Raw genomic sequence first — 26,031 nt, 5'->3', positions numbered from 1 at the left:
TCTTAAAAATTTGCATTGAGGCCCAGGGTAAATGATTTCATGGTCGGGTATTCGTAAAGATCATTGCGGGTAATGGTGAGCTCGGGATCCCATGATTTGAACCTGGAGAAGGTGAGCAGGTTTTGACCGCTCAGATAAAGCTCCACACGTTTGATGCGTGCGAAATCAATCAGGCGCTGCGGCAGTTTATAGCTCAACTGGATGTTTTTCAACCGCAGGTATGATGCATTCTGCAGCCAGAAGGTTGAATTCTGAAAATTCTCAGATGCATCTGTAAAGGTGGTCAGAAGCGGCAGGCCTGCGTTCCGGTTGCTTTCGGTCCAGGCGTCGGTAGCCCACTCTTTCGTTACGCCCGCGCCGTTGTTGAACGGAACCGCCAGGTTCGCAGTAGGGTAAACGTCCACACCAAGCACCCCCTGGAACTGTGTTTCCAGGCGGAAGCCTTTGTACTCGGTCATGGTGCCAAATGAATAATTGTATTTCGGAATAGAGCTCCCGGTAATGATCCGGTCGTCACCGTTAATGACCTTGTCGCCGTTCTGGTTTACATATTTGATATAACCGGGGCGCAGTTTACTCGTGGTACCGTAATTAACACCATTGTTGATCTCATCCTGCGACTGGTAGTAACCATCGTCCTGAAGCAGGTAGTACGACTGGATGGGATAACCTTCCTTTGTAATGAAGCGCCCGCTGATGATTTGCTCATCGCGCAGGTCGACGACCTTGTTACGCACGTAACTCGCCGAGGCATTAATGCCGACGGAGACGTTGCCGAATTGGTCCCGGTAGCCCGCACTTACTTCATAACCCGTGTTATCGACCACGCCGATATTGGTTACCGGCCCGTTCAACCCGCCCACTTGCGACGGAATACCGATAGGCCTCAGGATACCGCTGGTCCGTTTTTTAAAAACATCGGCCGAAAGGTCCAGCTTACCGGAAAAGGCAGCCATGTCCAGGCCGATATTATAGGAAGCTGTCGTTTCCCAGCGAATGTTGCGGTCAGACAGACTGGTAACGGCTGCACCGCCGGTTTCCACGCCGCCAAAGCTATACTGGAAACCGCTGGTCGATACGTTGTTCAGGTAACTGTAAAGCGCTACCGCCTGGTTACCCAGTTTTCCATAAGAGGCACGTAGTTTAAGCAGGCTGATCGCTTTCCCTTCGCCGAAAAAGTCTTCCTTATCAATTCTCCACCCCGCCAGGAAAGAGGGAAAGAAACTCCATTGGTTGCCCGGAGCGAACCGCGAGGAACCATCGTAGCGGAATGTAGCTTCCAACAGGTATTTGTCTTTGAAATCATAGGCCAGTCTGCTGTAGAATGAAGCCAGTTTTTCAATCGATGAGCTGCCCGTTACCTGCGCATTGAGCTGGCTGGTCGAGGCATTGAGATCGGTAAGTGTATTGTCGAAAAAACCTTGCTTGTACCCCTGGAAATTTTTCAGGTCATAATACCAGTAATCCTGACCAACCATGGCAGACAGGGAATGGTGCGCAGCAATTTTCGCTTGCCACGAAAGCCGGTGCGATAAGGTATAGTAAGCTTCGTTTCCATCCCATTCCTTGACGCGCGGAGGTGTGCCGAAATTGAAATTCCTGATCTCGCCCGTTTTGTTATTGATGGTGCGCATGAGCGGGATGTAGTCTTTGCTCCAGGTATCACGCTTGCGGTAGCCAAGGTTTGCGTCATAGGTAATATTAATAGGAAGTTTGTATTGGACCGTGACCCGGGTCAGGAAATCCTGGATGTTGCGGCGGGTCAGCCCCTGCTCTACTTCCATTCTGGGATTCTCATAATTGCCCCGACCGGGGGTTGCCAGCCAGGAGCTGCCGTAAAGCTCGCCTTGCTTATAATCAGACATGATGGGCAGTCCCCGCATCACGACACTCAGTACGGTTTGCGTACCATAACCCACTTCGTTAAAGTTGCGCACATTGCCCACCAGGCTTCCGCCCACTTTCAGCCTGGGGCTGAGCTGGGCATCAACCTTCAGGTCGAAAGAATAACGTTTGGCGTCGTCATTTGCAATGAAGAGGCCTTTCTGGTCCATGTACCCGCCTGCCATGGTGTAAGTCACCGCGTCGCCGCCACCCGAGGCGCGCAGGTTGTGCTGCTGGACGAAGCCATTCCTGAACACAATATCAAACCAGTCTGAGGCCGGGTACACATCGTTATCGGTACCCAGTCCGCTTCGGTATTCGGCAATTTGGGCTGGCGTGTAACTTACACCGGTTGGCAATTTTCCTGAATTGATCTCGGCCTGGTTGCGCATTTCCATATATTGAATGGGATCTGTAACCACATCAGGCAGGTAGGTCGCCTGCTGGATGGCAAAGTTTGACCGGTATTCGACCTGCGGCGTCCCCTTTTTACCGGTTTTTGATGTGATCAGGATAACACCATTGGATGATTTGGACCCATAAATGGCCGCTGAGGCATCTTTCAGCACAGTAATGGTTTCAATGTTGTTGGGATCAATTTCCGACAACGAATATTCCACCCCATCGAGCAGCACGAGCGGATTCGCATTGCTCAGGGTATTGACACCCCGGATGCGGATGGTTGTGCCATCGTTCCCCGGCTTGGCGCCGCTCTGGTTAACCCATAGGCCTGAGGCGCCGTACAGGGCCTGGGAGGCATTGGTTAACGTTTGCTGTTCCTTGCTTTTCATGTCGATCACTGCGACTGAACCGGTCAGTTCGGCTTTACGCTTGGTGCCATAACCTACAACGACGATGTCAGATAGACTGGCCGCATCCTGTTTCAGGGCGATGGTCAGCGCCTGCCCATTGCCAGCCGGCACTTCCAGCGCCAGATAGCCGGTATAACTGACAACCAGCACATCGGCCGGACTTACCGCGCTTAACTGGAAGGAACCATTGGCATCGGTAATGGCCACCCGCGTGCTGTTCTTTACTCTAACAGTGGCACCGATCAGCGGTGCGCCCTGGTCATCAACCACCTTGCCCCTGATATCGGTCTGTTTCGGCGCTGCCGGATGCCTGACCGCTGCCTCGGTAATGACAACTGTCTGGTCCACAATGCTGTAGGTAAGCGGCTGATTCTTCAGGCAGGCATCCATAATTTCAGAGATGGAGGCGTTCTTCAGTTTTACGGTTATTGGCGCCGCTTTTCTGAGCAACCCGCTCTCATACCAAAACAGGAACCCCGACTGCTTCTTTATTTTTGCTACGATCTTTTCTAGACTGGCGTTCTGCTCAGACAGGGTGATCTGTGCCACACTTTTTGCTGAAACGCCTGCGCATGCGAAGAAAATGCAGGCAATGATTACTTTCATGATGCGAAATATTTGGGCGTATCGCCTCCCGGCCGTTTGCAGGCGCAAACGACATGTGTAAAAATTCATACTTTTGTACTGGTTAATTAAATGATTTCGAACTCGTTTTATTGGCTGCACCCTTGTGGTGGTATTCGGCAATGTTGACGCATTGCCGTTTTTTTTGCCTGCTACTTTTTATTTCATACTGCGCTGTTTGTAAATTAAATTACCTGGACTTTATCTTACTGGGGCTTCACCACGATGGTGCGGCCCCTTGTTTCAAATGCTATTTTGCTCAGCTCCAAAACCCGCAGCACCTGTGCCAGGCTCGATCTTCTGGAAATCTCGCCGGTGAAAAGCCGGTTATTCACTTTGCCGTCATAGACCACATCCACGTTGTACCAGCGGGAAATTTGGCGCATGATGCTTTCAATCCGCGCTTCACGGAAGGCGGTGATCCCGTTTTTCCAGGCAATGGCCGTCTCGGTGTCGGCAGCAACAACGCGCATCTGCCGGTCAACGCTTGCGCGCTGCCCGGGTTTGATGGTTTCCAGCCCACCCGCGGCACGCACCCGCACCGAGCCCTCTATCAGCGTGGCATGGAAGGCGGATTCGTCATCATACGCCATGACATCGAAATGCGTTCCCAATACTTCGACTTCCATTTGTCGTTCGGCGTGCGTGGATGAAGAGACGGCTACCACGAAAGGCTGCGTCGCTGACCTGGCAACTTCGAAATACGCCTGGCCTGTCAACGTCACCTTCCGCGTCTTGTGGTTATGGAAACTAACCGGAAAACTGATCGAAGAAGCCGCGTTTAACCATACGTTTGTACCATCTGAAAGCGTAACGCGGTACTGCCCCCCACGCGGGGTGCGAATGGCATTGATCTCAGACGACGACGTATGCCCGGCCAGCGCATAAGACACGTGTCCGTTTCCCTGCCTGATGACCTGGCTGCCGTTTAGAAAGCGCAACTTGGAGCCTGCCGGTTTTCCATCGAGCGTAACCTCCCGGCCCCCGCCCATTTCGAGTATAGCCTGGTCGGAGCCGGGTAAAATTCTGGCGCTGGCAGCCTTGCCCGGCGCAACGAATCTCTGTGCCGCAGGTTCAGTTTTGTGCAAAAGCAGTGCGAGCGAAGCGAGAAGAACAACCGAAGCAGCGACAGCGAACACCCGCGGCCATTTGACCGGCTGGGCCAGGCGGCTTTTAAAACGGCGGTAGCGCTGGTCCTGCTGCTCTTCGGTCAATGCGTCGAGCCCGGGATCAAAATGCAGCGTACCAAACCAGGCGTTCAGTTCTTGTTCTTCTGCTGTGGTAAGCCGCTGGCAGTGTTGTTGATCAAGCAGATATTGAAGTCTTTTTTTATCCATATGCCGGGAGGCACCTCCCTTTTTATAGACATAACCCTTCAAACCTGGCCAGCCGTTAGCTGCCACGCAGTTTTTTTTTTTGGAAAAACACGCGGACCTGTTGAACAGCGCTGACAAACGAAGACTGATTGCAGCCGGGTTCGGATTTCCGGCTAGCCGGGGGCGCCTACCCCGGGCCGGAAGGAAAGCTTGAATTCTGTTTGACAGGTCAAGCCGCAAACAGCAGCTAGATGCGCTGTAGTGTCTGCTCGTCTTTCATACCACTGAAGAACTTGCTCAGAACAGCCTGGAACACCGCGTCGGCGCCCGGCACAGCCGAAAACAACGTCATGGAAGAGCGCAGTTTCATATCGTCGGGCGAACCCATAATGCGGGTGGCATTGTTTTCTTCCAGGCGCAACAAGGCTTCACAGATGGAAATCAGCCTAGGCCCCAATACAGGGTGTTGCAGGTAGGCGGCCGCTTCGTTCAGGCTGCCGATGCCATACCGCTGGGCCATGCTGCTGAAACCAAGTCCGCTGAGCTGCGGAAAAATGTACCACATCCAGTGCGTCACTTTTCGGCCAGCCTTGATCTCTGCGTATGCGCGGTCGAAATCCTGGCGCTGGGCATCTGTAAAACGGCTCAGGTGATATTTATCTTCCATTTCGCTATTGTCTGTTCTTAAAACACCCTACTGGCCGGATTGTTGCGGGTTTTACACGTCACCTGACCTGTTTACAAAATTATCTATTATGAAATGTCCTGCCTGTAATGAAACCCTGCTGATGAGCGAAAGAAACGGAATAGAAATCGACTATTGCCCGAGCTGCCGTGGTGTATGGTTAGACCGTGGCGAGCTGGACAAGATTATCGAACGATCTGCAGCATCAGCGCAGAGCAGTACCCCCGGCGCTGATTTTGGCCGGCAGGAACCTTACCACGGCCATGAGCGGGAACACCGCGACCACCATAAAAGACCGCATTACAAAAAAAAAGAATCTTTCCTGGGCGATCTGTTCGATTTTTAAGCAATTGTCATTTGTGCTGCGGGTGTGCCAGGCAATCGGCATAACCAGCGCTTTTGGCTGCATAAGTGTTCGGTTCTCACGTGCTACGGTCCCCAAGCTCATCCATAAACCAATGTCAAAGGCTACATGTATGATCGCCATAAGCCTGATTCTGGGCAGCATACTGGCTTGCACCTCAGGACCGGCCAGGCAGTCTGCCCCGGTTAGCCCGGAGCCCGGGGCCGCGCAGGCGTTCCATAAAAAAGTCTATACCAGTAAACCCCGGCACCTGACCGGGATGACCTTTATCAAATATCTCGATGGCAGTAATCAGGATCAGTTCATGGCGAGAAGAGGCAACAGTACGTACACGTTCATGATCGATAAAGCCGATAGCAGCCTGAACCGGGGCGACCTCGTCCGCGTTACCTGGAAAGACAGCACCATCACCGTGCCGGGCAATGCCGTCCGGGTGCCGGCCAGGAAACTTCTGGCGGTGCAAAAGACCGGCGATGGCCCCGTTTCGAGGTTTCGAAAGTACTACGGCAAGCAGCTCAACTATACCTGGCCAACTGACGAAAACTATACTTCTCGTCACCTAGATAAGATCTACCTGTCAACTGAATACTATCTGGCCGGGACCAGTAATCCACTCTTACGCCTCGCGATCAGGCAACAGCAAGCATTAACCTATTCGATTGAGACAAGAGAGCGGGAAAACCGGCTATACACCGTTGTCGGTATCGCAACGGCCGGAGCAAATGGAAGCCAAATTGTTCAATGGCTTTTTATTGGCGTAGAAGATGACTTGATCTACGAATATGATCTTCCGGAAGACCGGCTGGTGAAACTCCCTGGGCAGTAACGTGTGGTTTTGCAACACACTTTTGCAGGCTTAAGTTTATGGAGGGTCTGCAAATATAGACCCTGGCAGCCCCGCTTTAATGCAGGCGCCGCGCCACACATAAGCCAGGTAACAACGAGCTACTGATCGATCGATCTTCAGGAACAACTAGCAGTAACCGAAGCGAATTAATAGCGTTTATTGTCTGCCTGCAGGCTGATCAAGGATAAAAACCAATTTAAACCCGCTTGGCTAGCAGCACACCGGGCAAACATGACCCGGTTAGCACCCGGTTAACATGCTTAAACAAAAAAAACCTCAAAAAACGCTGTTTCAAAAGCAGAATGCGCATTTTTTACTACTTAAACCACACACTTGGCTAAAAATTTTGATTTTGCACATACGATTTGAGAAATGAGCCCGTTTTTAAAAGACGATAACGACATCATGACCTGCGCCCGGGAAAACCGGTTGCAGGCTGCGGGCCCTGACCAGGCCGGCATCTAAAGTTCTCCCTCAAAAACACGATTGAATTTTTACAAGCCGCTACCTGTGACTTGCAGCGGCGAAGCCATATCAGCTCATCACTCAACCCCTATTGTATGATACAGCAAAATTTCAACGGATGGCATGTTTTGCAGGTAAAAACGAAACATGAAGCAAAAGTCCAGCAGGAAATGAACCGGTTTTCGTTACAATCGTTTCTTCCCCTTAAACAAGTTAGCCGGCAATGGAGCGATCGAAAGAAAACCATTGTTTTACCGCTCTTCCCTTCTTACGTTTTTGTGTTCCTGCGTTCGCTTAAAGACTTCCACCTTGCACTGAAAGCCAGCGGCGCCTTCAATTTTATCCGCTTCGGGCAGGAATATGCCCGGGTAAGCGTAGAGGAAATTAACAAGATCAGGGATATTCTGCTGATTGAAGACGCCGAAGACCTTGAAGTTGGCAAGCGTCTGCCGCGCGTCGGCGATTCGCGCCAGATCCTGTTCGGTCCCCTGAAAGGTTTATTCTGCCAGATACTGACTGTCAGCAATCAGCATAAAATCAGGGTTTGGCTCAATCTTTCTTCGCTAAAACAAAACATCACCCTTACCCTTCCCGCATCGTATATCGGCGAAGCCGTCTGACAGCCTTGCCGGACATCAAGACACCAATAGTTGACGAAAGCGAAGCGTTAAATCTGCCGCTGCCTTATTCAGCCTGCACCCCAGTATGATCTTGCGAATTTTGTTTTTTTTCGTTCTGCTCGCCGGCAGTGCCCGGGCACAGCTGCAGGTTTGGTACCAGACCATGCATACCGATACGGCCTTCAGGCTGCCTGCCGGCGATACCAGGCAAACCGTTCCCTTTTATTTCCCGGCCTACCAGACCCAACAGGCCTATCCGGAGATAACCCGGGCGTTGCAGGTTACAGAAAATGCGCAAAGCTATTTGCTCCAGACGAACCACCCGAAGCAGCCCGATGTCTTTTTTACCCGGTTTTTTACCAGGAACATCAGAAGCCTCCGCTTTTCTTTAAAAACGAAAGAGAAAATCTACCCATTGGCGGCTGTTACGCTCAGGGAGAACGGTTATCAGCTTCCTGTAGAATCAAAACTGGAGAGCTTACCAGCATATGGTCCTGCAGACCGGCTGGAGTTGTATGTGAATTTTGAAGCGCTTGACCCCGGGAAACCGGCGCTGCTCGTACTTGCCGACGCATTTGCCGGCTCCGCACAGATCAGGAAGGCAAAATCGCCGGCGGCCTTTTTCCAGAGCCCCCCCTTTTCACCGGTCAACGCGGAAAAGCAGCCCCTTCACCCGTTTGACTCTTACGGCGTATTCGGGCATTTTCCTGCCGGGCAGCGTGAGGAAAATTACAAAGGCACGCTGCTGATCGAGGGTAAACCGGGCCCGCTGGGGCAAACTGCAATACCAGCGGTAGCGCTTGCGCTGATGGATGCCTACCCGTTTTATCGGGAACGCAGGCTCGATAAAAACAGGATCCTGGCTGCTGCGAGACAGCGTTTCGGCGCCTTCAGCGCAGCCCCAAAATCCGAAATGGTCGATTCCATCAGCGCCTTTATTGAAAACGCTTACGGTGATCCCCACTTCAGGCTCAATAGCCACCGAAAGCAAGCAAAGACCCAGACCCCGGTTTACATTTACCAGATCGGCGCGAAGTATGTGATAGCCGCCGTTCTCGACGATTCCCTGAAACGGCACATCCCAATGGGAAGCGAACTGCTGGCGATAGATGAGGTTGGGCTGACAGCCGCCTTAAAAAGAGCTGGCGGAAAAGCCGAACAGCTGTTGCGGCGGCAACCAGGCACCACCGTCAGGGTCGCTATACGCGATCCGCAAGGAAGGCAATCGCTGCACAGCTATGTCGTAAAGGCACAATACCGCATTCCGCCGAATTTCAAGCCAGCCAATTACACGTTCAGGTTTCTGAATGATTCGGTGGCCTACTATCGGCTAGGCAAAGTCAGCCACGAGCTTCAGATCGATTTCATTAACAAACTGGACAGTATAAACATGCGCAAAAAACTGGTTCTTGACCTTCGCGGCAACGGCGGCGGCGATGTCATTGGCGGCGCACGTTTCGTATCTTATTTCGTAACAGGTGATTTTACATACAGCGGCTTCCAGAACCGCAGCAACGGCGCCCGGGATTCTATCGTGGTGGACGCAAACCGCTCACCATTCCGTTTCCGGCCCGACGGCCGGGTTGTGATCCTGATCGACGAAAAGACATCCTGCGCAGCAGAGCTGATCGCAGCCAACCTTAAACAACACAACAGGAACGTTACCATTTTGGGCAAATCTGCTTCTGCCGGTGCGCTCGCTTTTGTCTATGAACTGTTGATGCCTGATGAAGGCGTGAGTTTTCTGACCAACTCGCCAAATGAGGGCAAACTGCTGCCCGGCAAACAGAGCATTGAGGGCCTGGGCATCAGGCCCGATGTGCTGGTACGCATCGACAACGTTCAGGACCTGCAACCTTATCGTGATAAGGTGCTTCAAACTGCTATTTCGAGATAGATATAATAAACAATTTTTTTCACCTAATTCATTTAAACAAAATGACTAAAGAAGAACTGAAAAACTCATTGCTAGGCAAAGAGTTGGTAAAACCAAACCTGTCAGAAACCAGGTTATCTGAAGAAGTAGACTCCCTGTGTTCAGGGTTTAGCTGCGGCACCAATACCGCCCGAGGTAGCGGCGACGTGCTGGAAGAGGATGATATCCTGTTCTAGGACCACCAGACGACGGCAATGGAGCTTTCCATTGCCGTCTTTTTCCCAAGCCAGATTATTCTTCAAACTTCAAATCAACCTTTATCATGACCAAAGAAGAATTGCAAATTTCCCTGCTCAACAAGGAATTGTTAAAACCGAACCGAATTGAAACCAGGCTGTCTGACGAGATTGAGCTTCTTTGTTCGGGCTATAGTTGCGGCACCAATACCCGCAGGCCGGGCAGCGATGCCATCGAAGAAGATGACATTCTTTTCTAGCGTAACCGCTGCGGCAAAGGGCAGACGGTGTTCGCCCGATTGCCCCGACCAAACCAATTTTCCAACCACAAAATCACCACCATGGAAAATCTATTCAAGACAAACCCCTACAACATCCTGATCCAGCCTGACGAATCAGACGAGTTTCTTTTATTCAATACATTGACGGGCGGGATCGAGATCCTGGATCAGGAAGAGGGCTTCCTGATGGCCGAATTGCAGACCCTGGCCTGCTTTGATGGCGCTACCCGGGCAGAAAACCCCGGGTTCTTTGAGCGTATGTTAGCCAAAGAATACCTGATACGTCAGGAAGTGGATATCGTCGCATTTTTTGAATCGCACACCGATAAAACCCAGTTCAAAAAAGCCGGCATCATTAACCTGACCATCGGCACGACCATTACCTGTAACATGGGCTGCGCCTACTGCTTTGAATTTGTTAAGCCCAACCATACGTTGAAAGACCTGCGTGTCAAAGAGCAAATTCCCAGATACATCGAGCAGATCATCCGGAATGATAAGATGAATCATATCCATACGTTATCGGTTACCTGGTACGGAGGCGAACCGCTTATCAACGTGGCGGCCATTACCGATCTGTCTGTAGGCCTGCTGGCACTCGCAGAAAAATACAAACTCGAATATGCGGCCAATATCATTACCAATGGCATTTACCTGACACCTGAAAATATCCAGAAACTGGTCGATTACCGGGTAAACAGTGTACAGGTTACCATAGATGGTGCTCGCGATGTTCACGACCGCAAACGGCCGCTTAAACAAAAGAACGCTGAAAATTATTTCCGCATCCTGCGAAACCTGGCCGGCATTCCGAAGTCGATCGATGTCAATGTACGGGTCAATGTAGACAAAGAGGTGGCTGCCTCAGTTGAGACCATGCTTGATGATTTCCATGTCTGGGGACTCTGGCCGCAAAAATATGAGCATTTCCATTTTGACCCGGCCTGGTTGCGATCCTATGAAGAGATCAGCCTTACCGAAGACGAGAAAGACACGCGCATGTTTGTGGATGAGTTTTTTGAGTTCAAACAAAAATTCAGGTTATCGCTCACCGAGCGGTTCAACGCATGGAGCCAGATAACCGGCAACAGAAAAGCCCGCCTGAAGTGGGACCTGCCATCGTACCAATCGACCTGCGCCACCTGGGCCTCGCCCATTAGCCTGGTTGTGGACCCAAACGGAAATATTCACAAATGCTGGGAAACCATTCACGATGATACGAAGGCGCCAAGTACGGTTTTTGATGCGTACGATCCGGAAATTTACGCCAGCTACAGTTCGTTTAACCGGTACAACCACAACGTAGTTTGCCGCAATTGCAAGTACCTGCCTGTCTGCGATAAAATCTCCTGTTCATATGATGCACTGAAAAATTCAGTACCGCAATGCACCGAGTGGAAGTATAAAGCCGAGCATTACATTGGCCAGCAATATGTCATGATGCGCGACACGCCAGAAAAGATCGGAGTGCCGCAAGCCGCCGATGCCGTCAATACCGGCCATTCCAACAAGTAAACGATGATCAGGATTGGCATGATCGACAGCGGTGCAGACGCCACACACAGGCTATTCCGGCATGCACAGGTATCCGGCCTGACCCGGTTTTGGACCGCCCGGGGCCCAAACGTGCTGGATGATGTTTTCACTGACGCAAAAGGGCATGGAACCGGCGTACTCTCGGTGCTGAGGCAGTATGCCCCCGATGCCGCGTTTGTTGTTGTTAAACCAGACAGCGCCACCGGCATTGTCACTGAACACATGCTGCTCGAAGCCATGCAGTACCTGGTTGACCGCGGCGACATTGACCTGATCAACATCAGTATGGGCGTAAAAAAAACTGTCCCGTCTAAAGAAATGCTCGCTATATGTCGACAGGCAAAGGCGCAGAATATAACCATTGTCGCCGCAGACCACCATGCCCGGGAAGCGGAAAGGCTTTGTTTTCCTGCCCATGTGCCCGGTGTTTACGGCGTCAGGGTGGGCTTGACGACTGACGGCGACCGTTTCAACTACCTTGGCCCGGGGCTAAATATGGCCCTGGCAAAAGGGGATTATAAAAAAGTAGCCGCGCCAGGAGACAAATATTTTATGGCCTATGGCACCAGTTTCGCCGCTGCAAGTTTTACGGGGATCATTACACGCGCCCGGCTGCAGGAACACTGGCAGAACGACGAGTCGCTGAAAGCCTGGTTGCAGCGCACCAGCGATCCTGCCGTACTTGAGCAAGAACCGGAGCAAAGCCTTCAACCATAAACCACTTTTTCATACAGCTATGTTAGAACACGAACTGACCCGGTCGCTCAGGCCGATTACCACCGATGAAACCAGCGTTTTGTCGCAGGAGTATTTCAACACGCAATATGGTTACACAGAGAAGCCCGTGTTGTTCAGCAAGGCATTCAGCGAATGGCTGGAGCAGCCGGAATGGCGGCTGGAAGCGTTGAGCCGGTGCCTTACGCAGCCACAACTGTTGGAATGCCGCGAGCCGGCGGCCAGTGGTCGTGCCATGACGCTGGGAGAATACCTTCAGGATGGAGAACAGGGCTTTTATTACTACAAGACACAACTCCATTTGCAGGAGCCGGCTCTTTACACAGATCTTCCTCCCAGACATGTATTCGATTGCTGGTACGCCGGAAATCCTGTTGCCAGACCAAAAAAACAGCTATCGTGGTTGTACGTGGGTGCCAGGAACAGTTTCTCTGATACGCACCGCGATATCTGGGGCACAAGTGCATGGAATTTCCTTTTTGAAGGACGCAAACTCTGGCTCATTTACCCGAAAGCCTATGCAGAACGGATCAGGAAAAGTCCCGCAGAGTTTTCCATACTCAGGTTGCTGCAAGACGAAACGGCAGCTGGTTACCGCCCGATGTTCTGCATCCAACAGCCGGGCGAGCTGGTTTTCGTTCCGAACAACTGTTACCATGCCGCTTTTAATCTGGAATTGTCTGTTTCGGTAACCGAAAACTTCATTAATGAGACGAATTACGACCAGGTAAGATCCTTTTTCAGGGCAGGCACCAATCGTAAGAACATGGCAGACATCGAATCGATTATCAGGCATGGGTTTGAAAAAATCAAGCTAAAAAAAACCGTCGGATATGAAAATCAGAACTGAGAAAATTGACAACAAGAGCATTTATGTCATTGATAATGTGGTATCTGAAGATGAGATCGAGGTGTTTTACGACTACGCTACGCAGCTACCATATAAAAGGTCAGAAAAAAGCACATCGTACGATCAGTTTCCCATCTTCAGCACCGATTTTGACCCCGCTGCATTTGAGCAGGAAACCTTTATCGGCCAAAAAGCGAGGACGCTGCTTGACAAGTTCGCAGACGACGCGGCCGGTTACGTGCTGATGCGCGCTTACATTAACCTGTCTAACTATGGGGATGTCGAATTTCCGCACGACGACTGCCCCGCAGAGAAAGACGACATGACGGTGCTCTATTACGTGAACAAAACCTGGAACTATAAATTCGGCGGCGAAACGATGTTTTATGAAGGCAACGACTCTAGAATAGCGGTCCTGCCCGCCCCCGGCCGCTTCCTGATTTTCCCTGGAAATATCAGGCACATGGGTACCATATCTACACGCATTTGCAAGGAAAGCAGATTCAGCCTGGCCTTGAAATATGCGCGATCTTAGGTCAGAAAATTGGCAGACTTCGAGGATTTCTTGACAAAAAATGTTATTTTTCCTTCCCGCCTTCAAAGCGTTCAAACAGGAAATGCAGAGAAGGCGGCACATCTACCATCCTATGAATCAACCTATTAAACCTAAACGCATGCGTGTCGTTTGGCTAGCTGCGTCTTTCCTGATTTTTTTTCAAACGTGGGCCCTGGCTCAGCAAGGGCGTGAAATACGCGGACAAATTACAGCCGGTGCGGGCCAGGACGTAAGTTATGCAACAGTAACGCTGCGAACCGCACGTGATACACAGTTGGTGCGGGGTACTGCAACCGACTCTACCGGCAGGTTCGTGCTCATTAACGTCGATACCGGAACCTATGTATTGAACATCCAGTTTCTTGGCATGCTGCCGCATACCCAGCGTGTAACAGTTGGCGACAGCAGCCTGGTGCTGCCCACCATTGTGCTTCGTGCAGACAGCAGCAGGAACACGCTGGCACAAGTAAAAATTGTGGGCAGACGCCCGTTTCTGCGCCAGGAAGTCGACAAAATGGTGGTCGACATCGCGGGCAGCGTGTACAGCAAAGGCGAAAATGCCATGCGGCTGTTCAATGTGGTGCCCGGCGCCCAGGTCGATGCCTTTGGCAATATCCTTTACCGCGGAACAGAAGCCGTAACGGTTTACGTAGACAATGTGAAAGTTCAGCTTAGCGGCCAGCAGCTGGTCAATTACCTTCGCGGCATTCCTTCAGAATCCATAGCATCTTACGAGGTGAGGTCTGTCGGCGGCGCCCAGTTCGACGCCAACAACACGGGCACCATCATCAATATCAACCTGAAAAACGAATATAAGTACGGGCTTTCCGGATCGGTGGGTGCAGACTACCAGTTTACCCGCTACAACAATTTTTCGGGCAACCTCAACCTCAATTATTCCGTCCGAAAGTTTACTTTCCAGGCTGCCGGCAGCCTTTATAAAGGCAAACAATTTGAGGACCAGCGCGAAACCCAGTTTTATAAACAGCAGCAAATTTTCTCCTACCAGGACAACAATACTGTCACCAGGGCCTTTTTTGGCAATTATAAACTGGGATTCGATTACCGGATTACCCCCCGGCAGCTGTTATCTGCCAATTATGAGTTTACCAGTTTTCCCTATGAGCCGGGTACGCTTTCCACAAACCGGTTTGCACGCGGCACAGCGATCGACTCCTCGGTCGTCACCAGAAACGACAAAGATATCCGCCAGGCCACCTCTCAGGTCAATGTTCTTTACAGGAATAAACTCGACACCCTCGGCAGCCGCCTGGACATTGGTTACAGTTACATTGGTTATGATAACCGTTACGACTCCAGGATCTCGACCAGCTATAATTATGCCGCCAGCCCGGCAGACAATTATGCTGAATCGCTTGTCATCAACAATCCGCTCGAAATCGAGTTGCATACCTTTAACGCTGACCTGGAACAAAAACTGGACAAGGCCTGGACATTCAATGCCGGCGCTAAATACAACCGTTCATCGACCGATAATGATATCGTTTACCTGTTGCCCGGTAACGTAACCGATGTAAACCGCTCCAACCGGTACAGGTATGAGGAGAATATCCTTGGTTTTTATGGCAGTTTTACGAAAGACTGGGAAAAATGGGGACTGAAAGTAGGCTTGCGCACCGAGAACACGAAATACGAAGGCAAATCTGTTACGCTGGGCAACAGTGTAACCTTTAACCGATGGAGCTTGTTTCCTTCCCTTTTTCTGCAGCACAAGATCGATAAAAACAATTCGCTGACCTTGTCTTACTCCAGGACGATCAATCGCCCGGCTTACCAGCTCCTGAACCCGTTCGAAAACATTCAGAACCCTTTTTACATTGAGACCGGGAACCCTTTCCTGCTGCCGTTTTTTACGCACAAGGCGGAACTCTCCTATCTGCTGATGTCAAAATACAATTTTACGCTCGGCTACAACAGGACCACCAACAGCATCAACAACGTGTACAGGAACAACGGCCCCGTGGTGATCTCCACGTTCGAAAACATCAATAACGATAACAATGCTTTTTTTGCTGTTTCAGCACCCTTCAAACCAACAAAATGGTGGGATATCAATGCATCTGCCACCTTGCGGTATACCAGGCTGGATATCGGCGGCACCATTTTTCCACGCTTGAAAGAGAAATTCTCGCAGGAGGGATCGATCAGCAACCGCTTCCAGCTTGACAAGACATTTTTTGCCGAAGTCATTGCCCGATACGGCCGCAACCAGTTTTTGGGCATTTACGACTGGAAGCCGCAAGGCAATATTGACATCAATTTCAAAAAGAACCTACTGAACGAAAAATTATCACTTTCACTGAATTTCTCTGACCCTTTCAATCTGCGCAGGATCGGTTGGACCGTCGATGAGCGCGACTTTAGCCGGGATGTGAATTTCAGATTGCCCACGCAATTCGTATCATTTGGTGTGTCCTATAATTTCTCAAGCGGTAAAACGAAGACTGAGCGCGAAAATGTTGACCGCCGCGACGAAGAGGAACGGGGCCGCCTGAACAAATAACACGCAGCTATGCAGGATGTTAAAAATATTGTCATCTTGCTCTCACCCTACATCAGTCACATTATCAGCACACTGCGGTTAATGCGGTTGCTCGCTGCCCGCGGTTACCGGATTACCTACGTCAATGATCCTTCCCTGCAAAAAGCGGTAGAACGTTATGGCTTCGGTTTTTACGGATCGGCGCTGGCAAAAACGGCACAGGGTGAACATAATGCCAAGGGATTGCACAGCCTGATCGATACGCTCATTGATCAGTATAACCCCGAACTTTTCATTGCTGAAGTCGGCTTCTGGGATACTGCCATGCTGGTAAGGGGCCGGCATAAAAAAGTAGTGATGATCCAGCCATGGGCCTGCGGCGACCGGACACGGTTTGGCAAACTCAGTCCCCTGTACAGCTATTCTGATACCCGGCGCTGGGCTGACTATTTTAAATTTGAGTGGCACTGGGCAAAAAACAACCTGCGCAACTGGTACAAAACGCTTACACGCAGCCACACATTCGACCGGTATTTTGATGTCATTGCACAACGGGCCGGCTTGCCGGCAGGAAAGCGGCTGTCCCTGCACAACCGCATCTCTTATCCCAGGGTACCAGGCGTTTGGGAACTGATTCTGTATCCGATCGAGCTTGATTTTCCCAGACAACTGGCACCACATGTGCGGTTTGCCGGCGCGCTCATCGATACAGCCAGAAAGGAGCAAGCCTTTAACTGGGGGCTTTTGCCTGCAGGCCGCAAGCTGGTGTTGTGCTCGCTCGGTTCTCTGAGCCACTGGCTGCAGCAAGAGCAGCGCCTCAGTTTTTACCGGGAAGTGATCAGTGCATTCAGCAGTTTAGCTGGTTATGTACTCGTACTCAACGCGGGTGATCTGCACGAAAGTCTTTTAAGCATGCGGCTTCCAGACCATATACGGGTTTTTCGCTCTGTACCCCAGTTGGCTTTGCTGGAAAAAGCCCACCTGTTCATTACCCATGGCGGGGCGAACTCCATTAAAGAAGCCGCCTATTTTGGCGTACCCATGGTTGTTTATCCCTGGAGCACAGACAGCGATATGTTCGGCAACGCCTCGCGCGTCAAATACCATCAGCTCGGCGTTGTAGGCAATGTCCAGACCGACCGGGCCGCAGACATCCTGTTGCACATTAACCGTTTGGAAACAGGCAGGTACAAAGAGAATTTGGTCCGGATCAAACAACTTTTTGCCGCCTACCAGGACCGGGAAGAAGAGGAAGCAGACTTCGTTCTTCGTGCAGGTTAACCGTCACCTTCAACACCTTCATTATGAAAACAGCATTGGTTGTGGTCGAAGAACACCACGAAGCCTTTATTGCCTGGGCAGGGGCCCTTCAGCAGGAGCGAATACAAAAAGGCGGTGTCCTGCTGCATTTTGACGACCATGCAGATTTCAGAACGCCTGTATTTGAACAGTCGATTGCTCGTTTACTGGAGCAACCGCTGGCCCAGATAGAGGAGCTCGTTTACAAGGAATTTAAGATCGACACCTTTATTGCACCTGCAATGTATCTGGGGCTTTTCAATACTTACGCCTGGATCAGACAGGATATGCGGCAGTCGGCAGACATGCCGCTGTTTATCCGCTCTTACAATGGAGCCGGCAAAAGATTGCTCATGGGAAAAAACACAGTAGACGACACAGCAGACACCCGCGGTTTCCGGTCGGCAAAGTGGTCGGCTGCAGACTTTGCAACACAGACGCTCCGAATTGACGGCAGCCTTGTGCTCGACATCGACCTGGATTATTTCTCCTGTTGTGTAAATCCTTCGGCAGAGAACAGCGTGGTCATTGAAATTACTGAAAACGAATACCTCGACTTTACCGGCAACCGGTATCACTACCTGAATTTTATTACGGGCTTTATCAAGGCCCAGGCCCAGGGTGGCCGCTACTTTTACATTCTGAACGGTTATACACAAAAATATGAAAGTGAGCGTGAAGTCACATCGGATGTGATCCTCGACCGCATCGAGGCCTTTGCTGCTGCGCTGCGGCAAAAACAACTCGAACCTGATCTCATTACCATCTGCCGCTCGCGCATCAGTGGTTTCACCCCCCCTGGTCAATGGCGGTTTATTGAGAAAAATGTGCTCGATGCGCTCGGAGATCTTTATTCGCTGCAAATGGAAGAATACTGCACACTTGCAGTTTAGCCAAAAAACGTGCTATTATGGAGTTGATCAGACAGTTCTACAAATACCTGCAACCACACAGATCCGGCTTGCTGCTGGTGTTCCTGTTACTTGGTGTATCATCGGCAGGTTCACTGGTAAGCCCCTACGTACTGAAGATCATCATCGATGACATCTTACCCCATGGCAGCTTTTCAGACCTGATCGTTGTACTCGGCGTTCTTGTGGGGGTTTATCTTATCCGCATTGCGTGTACTTTCGTAACCGATGTCTGGTACACCAAAATGGGGCAGCAGATCATTGCCGCCATCCAGGCTGATATTAACCGGCAGGTCTTGCATAAACCGCTCAGCTTTTTTAAGAAGACGAAGGCTGGCGACATGACCTTTCTGCTTATGAATGATGTCGGCGTAATTCAGTCCTCCCTGTTTTCGGTCCTGCTGAAATGTGCCAGCGACCTGCTGACGCTGGCCGGCATTGTTGCCATGCTGCTGATCCTTGATTTCCGGCTGGCCAGCATCAGCCTGGTCATCGTTCCCCTGCTGCTGGTCATTTCAAAAAGGTTTACACCCGTTTTGCAAAACAGTTTCAGAAGAATACAGGAAGTGCAGGAACGTCTTAACACCTACTTTCTGGAAGTATTCAGGAACCACCGTGTGGTAAAGAGTTACAACAGTTATGTATTTGAAGCCGGCCGCCTGCAATCACTACACGGCGAGATTCTAGATAAAACCGTAAAAAATGCTATGCTTACTGCCGCCAACAGTAATGTCATCACTTTCCTGGTGGCTGTTGGCCCCGTGATCGTCCTCATGTTTGGCGGGTACCGGATTTTTTATGGCGCCATGACCGTGGGAAGCCTGGTCGCTTTTGTACAGTACCTGAACCGGCTTTATGCACCGGCCATGAGCCTGGCGAACACCTACAACGGCGTCAACAAGGCATTGGTTTCAATGCAGCGTATTGCCGATTTTATGGAGTATGATGTGACCCATGATGCCGCTGGTCATACCCTGGCCTGCAAATCTGTCATTACGCATTTTAACCGCATCAGCTTCAGAGATGTTTCGCTGAAATACGGCGACAGGAGCGTGCTTCAGCACGTTGATCTGCAGTTCAACCGCGGCGAAATGGTTGGACTGTCAGGGCCCAGCGGTTCGGGAAAAAGCAGCATTGTCAATTTGCTCTGCGGTTTTCTCCAGCCAGATGACGGTCTGATTTTACTGGATGACCGCCTGCCCTTGCATCAGGTAAGCAATTGGGCCGACCACCTGGGCCTTGTCGAGAAATGTGACCAGCTTTTTCATGTTTCCCTTGCAGAGAACATCCGTTACGGGCAGCGGGAGTCTGGCAGCGCAGCAAGGCTCATGAAAGCGACCCGTGATGCAGAATTTTTTGAAGTGATGAACCAGATGCCCGAGGGGCTGAATACACTGGTCAGCGAAACCGGGTCGGGGCTTTCTGACGGGCAACGCCAGCGCATTTCTATTGCCAGGGCATTGCACAAGGACACAGCTGTGATGATTATCGACGAATCGACCTCTTCTCTCGACCTGGCGCTGGAGAGGCGCATCATTTTGAACATCAGGCAGAGTCAGCCCGATGCCATCCTGATCATGATCTCTCACCGTCCGGCTTCGCTTGCGCTCTGTGACCGCGTTTATTTTATAGAAGACGGATATATAGTCCGCGAAAAAACACCCGATAACCAGCATGAGTTTTCCTTTATCTCCTGAGCGGAAACACCTGAACGTACTGGTGCTCTGCGATTTTCCGAACCTGATCCGCTACAAACGTTCAGACCGGCTGATGGTCAGGCACCTGTACAACCTGTTATTCATTTTTAGCCAGAACGGAGCAACCGTAACATTAAATGACCGTTCGGGGCTGCCGCACGATGTGCTTTGGGTAGCAGGCAGCGAGCTGACCGCCTATGCAAACCCGTTTCTTTCCCGAAAAGCCTGGGCAGAACTGGAGTTTGAACAGTATGATGTCGTGGTCTGCCACTTTGATCTGGAGCGAGAACTGGCTTCTTTTTTAGCCACGGGTAAGCCGGCTGCCGGCGACAGCGTGATCTGGAGCATGCTCAACCCCTGGGACAGCGACTACCAGTACCGCTTTACCCGTGTGGACCAGTTGTTTGAACCCGGGGCCGCGTTCTGCATGGATGAAACGTTCCTGGAACAGCAACTTAAACCATTTCGCAAACGCATGCAGGCGGCCTGTAGAACTTATACGTATACAGCGTACCTGAAAACATTCGGCAAACTGGTAACCGCTTTACAGGCAAATAACCTGAGGTTAGCCAAAAAGCCCTGCAAACGCATCCTCATTGCTGACGACTACCGCAGGCGCCTCTACCTGGGCGATTCGGTTGTCTGGATGAATTATGTGAAAAAACTGCTGCGCCATTGCGGCGATTTTGACCAGGTCACCATTAACATAGACAACGACAACGCATTTGACCGCCTTCAATCCTGGTATGGCCCGGCCTTTGGTGCAAAAGTGGTCATCTCCAAACAACCGTTTGCATCCCTGGATTTTGCCACCTATGATCTGGTCGTGCTGGAAACCGATCTCGTGCTGAAATTTCTACTGCAGGTGCAGGATCGGCCGACATCCTTTTCGGCTACATCTGTTTATACGATCAATCCGCTGACAGACCAGCCCGACGGAAGACAGGACGGCTGGGACTTTCTGGCCGGCAAGGAGCCCGCTGCCGCATTCGCAAAAAAGCCCGAGCCGGTGTGCCGGCCAGAGCGCGCACTGGCAGTATCGACAACGGAAAGGGCGGCAGCAGATTCCTGGCTTGAAACACAGGGTGTAAACAGCGACCATGGCCTGATCGTGCTGCTCAGCGGGTCTTCGCGGGCGAAAAAGGTACTGCCAAAAGAGGAATTTTATGATCTGGTCGGTCAGTTTTTGCAGCATACACCGGCCCGCCTGCTTATCTTTCTTGCCGAAGACCTTTGCGAAACCGATTTTGCCGCCGCTGGCCTGCTGTCTGACCGGCTTATTTTTCGTCCCGCTGGCGGTGTTCGCGAGGACCTTGGGTTCCTGATCAGCCGCTATACCCGGCTGGTTATCGGGCCATGTACCGGTATGCTGCATTTTGCAAATGCCGCCTGGATCTACCTGCTGCTGGAAAATAAGGTCAACGCCAAAGACCTGCCCCAAATGGTCGTTTATACCGGCAAGCAGGAGCACGACAAAGATTACCTGCCGCATAACTGGTGGGGCGATTCTCTGGTTCGTTGTTTGGTGCTTATCATTGAAAACGGCCTCGACAACCTGGTCGATATGCGTCAATTGCCGGCAGAGGTCGAGTTTCTTCAGACCTGCTCCGACCAAGCCTGCAACATTACGGCAAAACTCTTGTTTAATAAATTAACCAATATTCCAGAAATGAAGGGCCTGCTCCGCGCTGCCCCTCCATGCGGCAAAGCCGAGCCTCTTTGTTCGTAAATTCTAAATATGCAATGTCATGAAAATTAAAAATCAACTGTTGGCCTTTCTGTTTATCGTGTCGGTAACATGGGGCTGTTCAGTAACCCGTGATTGGGCAGGAACCAGCAATGAAAACGAGTCTTATGCCAGTTTTTCAAGTTTTAATGGCACGCAAAAATTCAGGCTGGTCTTACCAGCGAACAAACAAACCAGCCAGGTGGCCTATAAAGCAGATGTACAATCCGGTCAGCTGCAGCTGCAAATTACACAAGGCCGGACGGTGCTGCTCGACAAGGCCGTGTCTGGATCAGCCAGCGGTCAACTGCCTGTGCGTGTGGCGGCCGGCAAAGAGGTCGAACTCACGCTAACCGGTCAGGCTGCCAAAGGGGCCTACCGGGTAGAAGTCCTCAAATAACCAGCGGCTGCCAGAAATCCGTTAAGGCGACAAACCTGATCTCCCTATATGAAAATCGTACAAACCTTCTGGACAAAACCAGGTCTGCATGGGCATTGGCCTGACCCGGTATTTCATTACATGAGCTGGGCGCTGAGCTGCCTCCAACTGCGCCAATTTTATAACCAGGTCGAATTGTATACTGACCATTCGGGTGCAGAACTGCTGCACGACCGCTTCCGGTTACCTTATACCGGCTTTCATCTGACTCTGAACAACTTTCCCTTCGCCGATTACCTGTGGTCGGCACCCAAGCTGCACACCTATTCACTCCAGCAGGAATCTTTTTTGCATGTAGACGGTGATGTGTTTTTATTCAGGAAAATTCCTGAAAGCTTTATAGAAAAGCACGATGTAGTTTGCCAGAACCTGGAGATCGACCGCAGCGGGAACAAAGGTTTTTATGCTGAAATACTCAAAACGCTGTTTGCCGTTCGTCCGCAGCACACTTTTCCTGGCTGGCTGGCATCGGCCCGGCTCAATGATCTTTGCGCCATGAACGCTGGCATCATGGGCGGGAGCAACATCAGTTTCTTTCAGCGCTATACAAGGAAGGCCTTTACTTTTCTCACCGGTCATGATGCGGTATTCAGTCAGCTTGAAGACCCCCAGTATATGACACACCTTGCAGAACAGGTCCTGCCCGGAGCCATGATGAGAAACGAAAACATCAGCCTGGGCACCTTGCTCTCGCCAGACCTCTATCCGGGATTGATCATGCCCGATACGAACGAGGCGATCAACGAAGACCATTTCGCAAAGCAACCGTTGCCCTTTAAATACCTTAAACTTGATGAACATGGGTTATCGCCGTCCGGCAGGAAATATGCACACGTCATGGGAAGCCGCAAATGGTCGCTGGCCACCTGCAAACAACTGGCGCGCCGCCTGAAAAAAGATTACCCCGATGTGTACGAGCGAGTTTTACGTCATGCATCGACAAAACAATATGCGGTCACAGGCAAAAAGATGCCCGCTACTTTTGTGGAAAAGATAGGCCAGATACCTCCTGAAAAGGCTTTCAGGCGCAGCGTCAGGATGGCTGCCGTTTGTGGTGCTGCTGTGCCTTCCTCGGGCAGTGTGGATGCTTTCGAGCAGGCCATGCTCAGTGAAACCAACAAACTTGGCAGCCTTGCCAGGCAGAAGATGGAAGATGTGCTGCGCTTTGAGGCCGAACGGATCAGGACCGCTCGCTCGTGGACTGCTGAGCTGCTGCGGCAACACGACTCGGATTGTCTTGCTTCGCAGGATCTGATCACCGATGAGACCGCATTGAAAGCCGCCGGGATCTGGCTGGAGATGAACCCACAGGGCAAACGGGTTGTTACCCAATGGAACTGGCTCAACAGCCGGGAACTCGGGCCGCCCAATCCGTTGCGCATCAGGCACCAGGTGGTGCTTTTACCCGAATCCATTACACACAGCCTGATCGAAATCGGCCTCAGCCCGGTGCAGCTCCGGCTGATCAACATTCTAGAAACAGCAGGCGCCCCCTGCGAGGCCAGCGCACTTTGCCGTGCGGCAGCTGATGCCGGAGAAACGCCTGAAACAGCAATCTTTAAAGCCCTGGTCTTTCTCGTAGCAAACGGGGTCTTACTCGCCTCGAAATTTCCCAACCGGCCGACCCCGCTCAGTCAAAGCGCCCTGCTTCAACCCGGCAAATCCATTCATGCAACCCGTTACGAACCGGTCGAATAAAATTGTTCCAGCTGTCTCTAATACGATGCTTGCTTTTTATCTGGCATGTTGGCGATTGATGATACCATTTGATCACCTTCAAAAGCCACGAGTTACCGCTTAGAGAAGCACCACGTTTCCGGCATGACTTTTAGTTTCTTTTTGCGTTTACTCCAACATATTAAAAACCTGTTATGGTAGCGATGCGCAAATAAGGCTTGCGGAAAAACGCCAGCAATTGTGTAACCAGGCCATACATGCGATCATTGTGCAACATTTGGTCAAACCGCCTGCCGTTGTGCATGTCGATAAATAACCCATTGGTGTAGGTTCGTCTTTTTCAGGCGGGTAAGCCCGACGGTGAGGTAATTATTGTGAACCTCTTTTTGTATCCGGGCTGAAATGTTCCGGCCAGTTTACAAAAGGTTGAGTGTACACGACCCGAGCTGTTCAATCTGTCGATAAGCGCTTTTTGACCTAATTAGCTTGCCGCGCCTTTTGGTACTAATTCGAATTGTGATTGCAGCCCGCGGATGCCGGTCCGCTTTTTATCTTAGTCAACTATTGTTCGGCAATCTTTTTAGGGGAACTTATGGCCTGGAGCAGATGCCTGTCATTTAACCACTTTGGCAGGTGGCCTAATTTTAAAAAAGGATCCGGCGAAATTATCTAAGGGAATATATACTGAAGAACGTTCTTTCAAGAACCCCTGACTACCCTTAAGGTGCTGGCCGCCAGAAAATTAAAATACAAAAAAAATGGGAAAAGTTCATTGAATTTGAACCTTTCCCATCAAGTAGCCCGTAGGGGAATCGAACCCCTGTTTCAAGAATGAAAATCTTGCGTCCTCACCCCTAGACGAACGGGCCATTTGAGTTTCGGTAACCGAAATTACTTTCAACTCTTCAGGTAGCGGGGGCCAGACTCGAACTGACGACCTTCGGGTTATGAGCCCGACGAGCTACCAACTGCTCCACCCCGCACTATTTTTGCTAAAGTATTCGCCTCTTACAACATCCTTCATCTCGGATTCAAAGGCCCGGAACCTCATTTCCGGCATTCATTCAACTCTTCCAGTTTCGGCTAAATCCTTAGCCCTTTGTTCCGAATTGGAATGCAAAGATATAATTCGTTTCTTTGTACTCCAAATTATTTTTTTAATTTTTTTTCATGGCACACAAAGCAGGATTTGTCAGTATAATCGGAAAACCAAATGCAGGAAAATCAACCCTGATGAATGTCCTTGTGGGCGAGCGGCTTAGCATCATCACCCCTAAAGCGCAAACCACAAGACACCGCATTTTAGGTATTCTCAACGAACCCGATTACCAGATCGTTTTTTCTGACACCCCCGGAATAATCAAACCCAAATACTCGCTGCAGGAGTCGATGATGAGTTTTGTAAACGGCTCCCTGACCGATGCAGACCTGCTGCTGCTCGTTAGCGACATCAACGAAAAACATGATGAAACCGATGTGCTTGAAAAGCTGGGCAGCCGCGACATTCCAACAATCGTACTCATCAACAAAATTGACCAGGCCAGCCAGGAACAGGTCGAAGAAAAGATCGCCTTCTGGCAGGACAAGCTGAAACCGCTTGCCATTTACGCCATTTCAGCACTGCACAAAGCCAATATTGACGGTCTGCTTGAAAAAATACTCGAACAGCTGCCGGAGCACCCGCCCTACTACGATAAAGAAGAGCTTAGCGACCGCAGCGAGCGTTTTTTCATTTCAGAGATTATCCGCGAAAAGATCTTTAACAACTACCAGAAAGAGATTCCTTACAGCACAGAGGTAGTCATTACCGCTTTCAGCGAAGAAGAAAAAATTAATCGCATCAGCGCCGAGATCATCGTTGAACGCGATTCACAAAAAAACATCCTGATCGGTAAGGCCGGCAGCATGCTGAAAAAAGTAGGAACAGAGGCCCGGCTCGAAGCAGAAAAGTTCCTTGGCAAGAAAGTTTTTCTTGAGCTTTTCGTTAAAGTCGTTCCCGATTGGCGCAGCAAAAAGGCGCAGCTTCGCCGCTTCGGTTACGAGAATTAAAATATTTTTAAAAATTTCCGCCCCAGGTTTACGACCTTTGCAG

The 26,031-nt window shown here is 50.8% G+C and carries 21 protein-coding genes and 2 tRNA genes; 18 read left to right on the top strand and 5 right to left on the bottom strand.

The genetic code is table 11. The annotated features are described in order from the left end of the window. Positions 1–2 precede the first annotated feature (2 nt). The 3 genes from C7T94_RS05985 to C7T94_RS05975 form a co-directional block, all read right to left on the bottom strand. Positions 3–3,302, bottom strand: coding sequence for a TonB-dependent receptor (locus C7T94_RS05985; RefSeq protein ID WP_162618569.1), 3,300 nt, complete (start codon positions 3,300–3,302; stop codon positions 3–5). A gap of 224 nt (positions 3,303–3,526) precedes the next feature. Beyond that, the gene (locus tag C7T94_RS05980; RefSeq protein WP_162618568.1) at positions 3,527–4,723 is read right to left on the bottom strand and encodes a FecR family protein; all 1,197 of its coding nucleotides are present in this window, start codon (positions 4,721–4,723) and stop codon (positions 3,527–3,529) included. A 160-nt stretch (positions 4,724–4,883) separates the two neighbouring features. Then, positions 4,884–5,303: a DUF1810 domain-containing protein gene (locus tag C7T94_RS05975; RefSeq protein WP_107214365.1), complete on the bottom strand. Its 420-nt coding sequence runs from the start codon at positions 5,301–5,303 to the stop codon at positions 4,884–4,886. A 121-nt stretch (positions 5,304–5,424) separates the two neighbouring features. Here C7T94_RS05975 and C7T94_RS05970 point away from each other — a divergent pair, with 121 nt between their 5' ends. From C7T94_RS05970 to C7T94_RS05900, 17 genes are all read left to right on the top strand, one after another. Next, the gene (locus tag C7T94_RS05970) at positions 5,425–5,667 is read left to right on the top strand and encodes a TFIIB-type zinc ribbon-containing protein (RefSeq protein ID WP_239494936.1); all 243 of its coding nucleotides are present in this window, start codon (positions 5,425–5,427) and stop codon (positions 5,665–5,667) included. Positions 5,668–5,779: 112 nt separating this feature from the next. Then, on the top strand, positions 5,780–6,511 hold the full coding sequence (locus C7T94_RS05965) for a hypothetical protein (RefSeq protein ID WP_162618567.1): 732 nt from the start codon (positions 5,780–5,782) through the stop codon (positions 6,509–6,511). A gap of 581 nt (positions 6,512–7,092) precedes the next feature. Further along, entirely contained in the window at positions 7,093–7,617 is a 525-nt protein-coding gene (gene nusG / locus C7T94_RS05960) for a transcription termination/antitermination protein NusG (protein WP_162618566.1), read from the top strand. 85 nt (positions 7,618–7,702) lie between these two features. Then, complete coding sequence (locus C7T94_RS05955; RefSeq protein WP_107214361.1) at positions 7,703–9,514, top strand: S41 family peptidase; 1,812 nt, start codon at positions 7,703–7,705, stop codon at positions 9,512–9,514. A 41-nt stretch (positions 9,515–9,555) separates the two neighbouring features. After that, positions 9,556–9,729 (top strand): FlmA family RiPP peptide, encoded by a 174-nt coding sequence (flmA, locus tag C7T94_RS19310; protein WP_162618565.1) that lies wholly within the window; start codon positions 9,556–9,558, stop codon positions 9,727–9,729. Between the two features lie 86 nt (positions 9,730–9,815). Beyond that, on the top strand, positions 9,816–9,989 hold the full coding sequence (gene flmA / locus C7T94_RS19305; protein ID WP_162618564.1) for a FlmA family RiPP peptide: 174 nt from the start codon (positions 9,816–9,818) through the stop codon (positions 9,987–9,989). Positions 9,990–10,070: 81 nt separating this feature from the next. Further along, the gene (locus tag C7T94_RS05950) at positions 10,071–11,525 is read left to right on the top strand and encodes a FlmE/OhkG family radical SAM/SPASM peptide maturase (protein ID WP_107214360.1); all 1,455 of its coding nucleotides are present in this window, start codon (positions 10,071–10,073) and stop codon (positions 11,523–11,525) included. 3 nt (positions 11,526–11,528) lie between these two features. Next, positions 11,529–12,263, top strand: coding sequence for a S8 family serine peptidase (locus tag C7T94_RS05945; RefSeq protein ID WP_162618563.1), 735 nt, complete (start codon positions 11,529–11,531; stop codon positions 12,261–12,263). A gap of 19 nt (positions 12,264–12,282) precedes the next feature. Further along, positions 12,283–13,131 (top strand): cupin domain-containing protein, encoded by an 849-nt coding sequence (locus C7T94_RS05940; RefSeq protein ID WP_107214358.1) that lies wholly within the window; start codon positions 12,283–12,285, stop codon positions 13,129–13,131. Beyond that, positions 13,115–13,666, top strand: coding sequence for a FlmC family 2OG-Fe(II) oxygenase (gene flmC, locus C7T94_RS05935; protein WP_107214357.1), 552 nt, complete (start codon positions 13,115–13,117; stop codon positions 13,664–13,666). The genes C7T94_RS05940 and flmC overlap by 17 nt, the downstream gene beginning before the upstream one ends. 112 nt (positions 13,667–13,778) lie before the next feature. Continuing rightward, a complete protein-coding gene (locus tag C7T94_RS05930) occupies positions 13,779–16,211 on the top strand; it encodes a TonB-dependent receptor domain-containing protein (protein ID WP_162618562.1) in 2,433 nt (810 codons plus the stop codon). Positions 16,212–16,220: 9 nt separating this feature from the next. Continuing rightward, positions 16,221–17,471 (top strand): glycosyltransferase, encoded by a 1,251-nt coding sequence (locus tag C7T94_RS05925; RefSeq protein ID WP_107214355.1) that lies wholly within the window; start codon positions 16,221–16,223, stop codon positions 17,469–17,471. Between the two features lie 23 nt (positions 17,472–17,494). Then, positions 17,495–18,382, top strand: a complete 888-nt coding sequence (locus C7T94_RS05920; protein WP_107214354.1) for a peptide arginase, FlmR/OhkR family — start codon at positions 17,495–17,497, stop codon at positions 18,380–18,382. 17 nt (positions 18,383–18,399) lie between these two features. Then, positions 18,400–20,097: an ABC transporter ATP-binding protein gene (locus tag C7T94_RS05915; RefSeq protein ID WP_107214353.1), complete on the top strand. Its 1,698-nt coding sequence runs from the start codon at positions 18,400–18,402 to the stop codon at positions 20,095–20,097. Beyond that, on the top strand, positions 20,075–21,826 hold the full coding sequence (locus C7T94_RS05910; protein ID WP_107214352.1) for a glycosyltransferase family 9 protein: 1,752 nt from the start codon (positions 20,075–20,077) through the stop codon (positions 21,824–21,826). Before C7T94_RS05915 ends, C7T94_RS05910 begins: the two co-directional genes overlap by 23 nt. 19 nt (positions 21,827–21,845) lie before the next feature. Further along, positions 21,846–22,223, top strand: coding sequence for a hypothetical protein (locus C7T94_RS05905; protein ID WP_107214351.1), 378 nt, complete (start codon positions 21,846–21,848; stop codon positions 22,221–22,223). A 48-nt stretch (positions 22,224–22,271) separates the two neighbouring features. After that, a complete protein-coding gene (locus C7T94_RS05900) occupies positions 22,272–23,960 on the top strand; it encodes a DUF6734 family protein (RefSeq protein ID WP_162618561.1) in 1,689 nt (562 codons plus the stop codon). A gap of 776 nt (positions 23,961–24,736) precedes the next feature. On the opposite strand, the gene C7T94_RS05895 is transcribed toward C7T94_RS05900, so the two are convergent. After that, positions 24,737–24,808, bottom strand: a tRNA-Glu gene (locus C7T94_RS05895). 41 nt (positions 24,809–24,849) lie between these two features. Then, positions 24,850–24,922: transfer RNA gene (locus C7T94_RS05890), tRNA-Met, on the bottom strand. Between the two features lie 187 nt (positions 24,923–25,109). On the opposite strand from C7T94_RS05890, the gene era reads away from it, so the two are divergent. After that, entirely contained in the window at positions 25,110–25,988 is an 879-nt protein-coding gene (gene era, locus C7T94_RS05885) for a GTPase Era (protein ID WP_107214349.1), read from the top strand. The last annotated feature ends 43 nt before the right edge of the window (positions 25,989–26,031 follow it).

The sequence above is a fragment of the Pedobacter yulinensis genome (genome assembly GCF_003029735.1).
GTDB classification, from domain to species: Bacteria; Bacteroidota; Bacteroidia; order Sphingobacteriales; family Sphingobacteriaceae; genus Pedobacter; species Pedobacter yulinensis.
The sequence above is the reverse complement of the archived record's forward strand: the minus strand, read 5'-3'. Positions and strand labels throughout refer to the sequence as shown.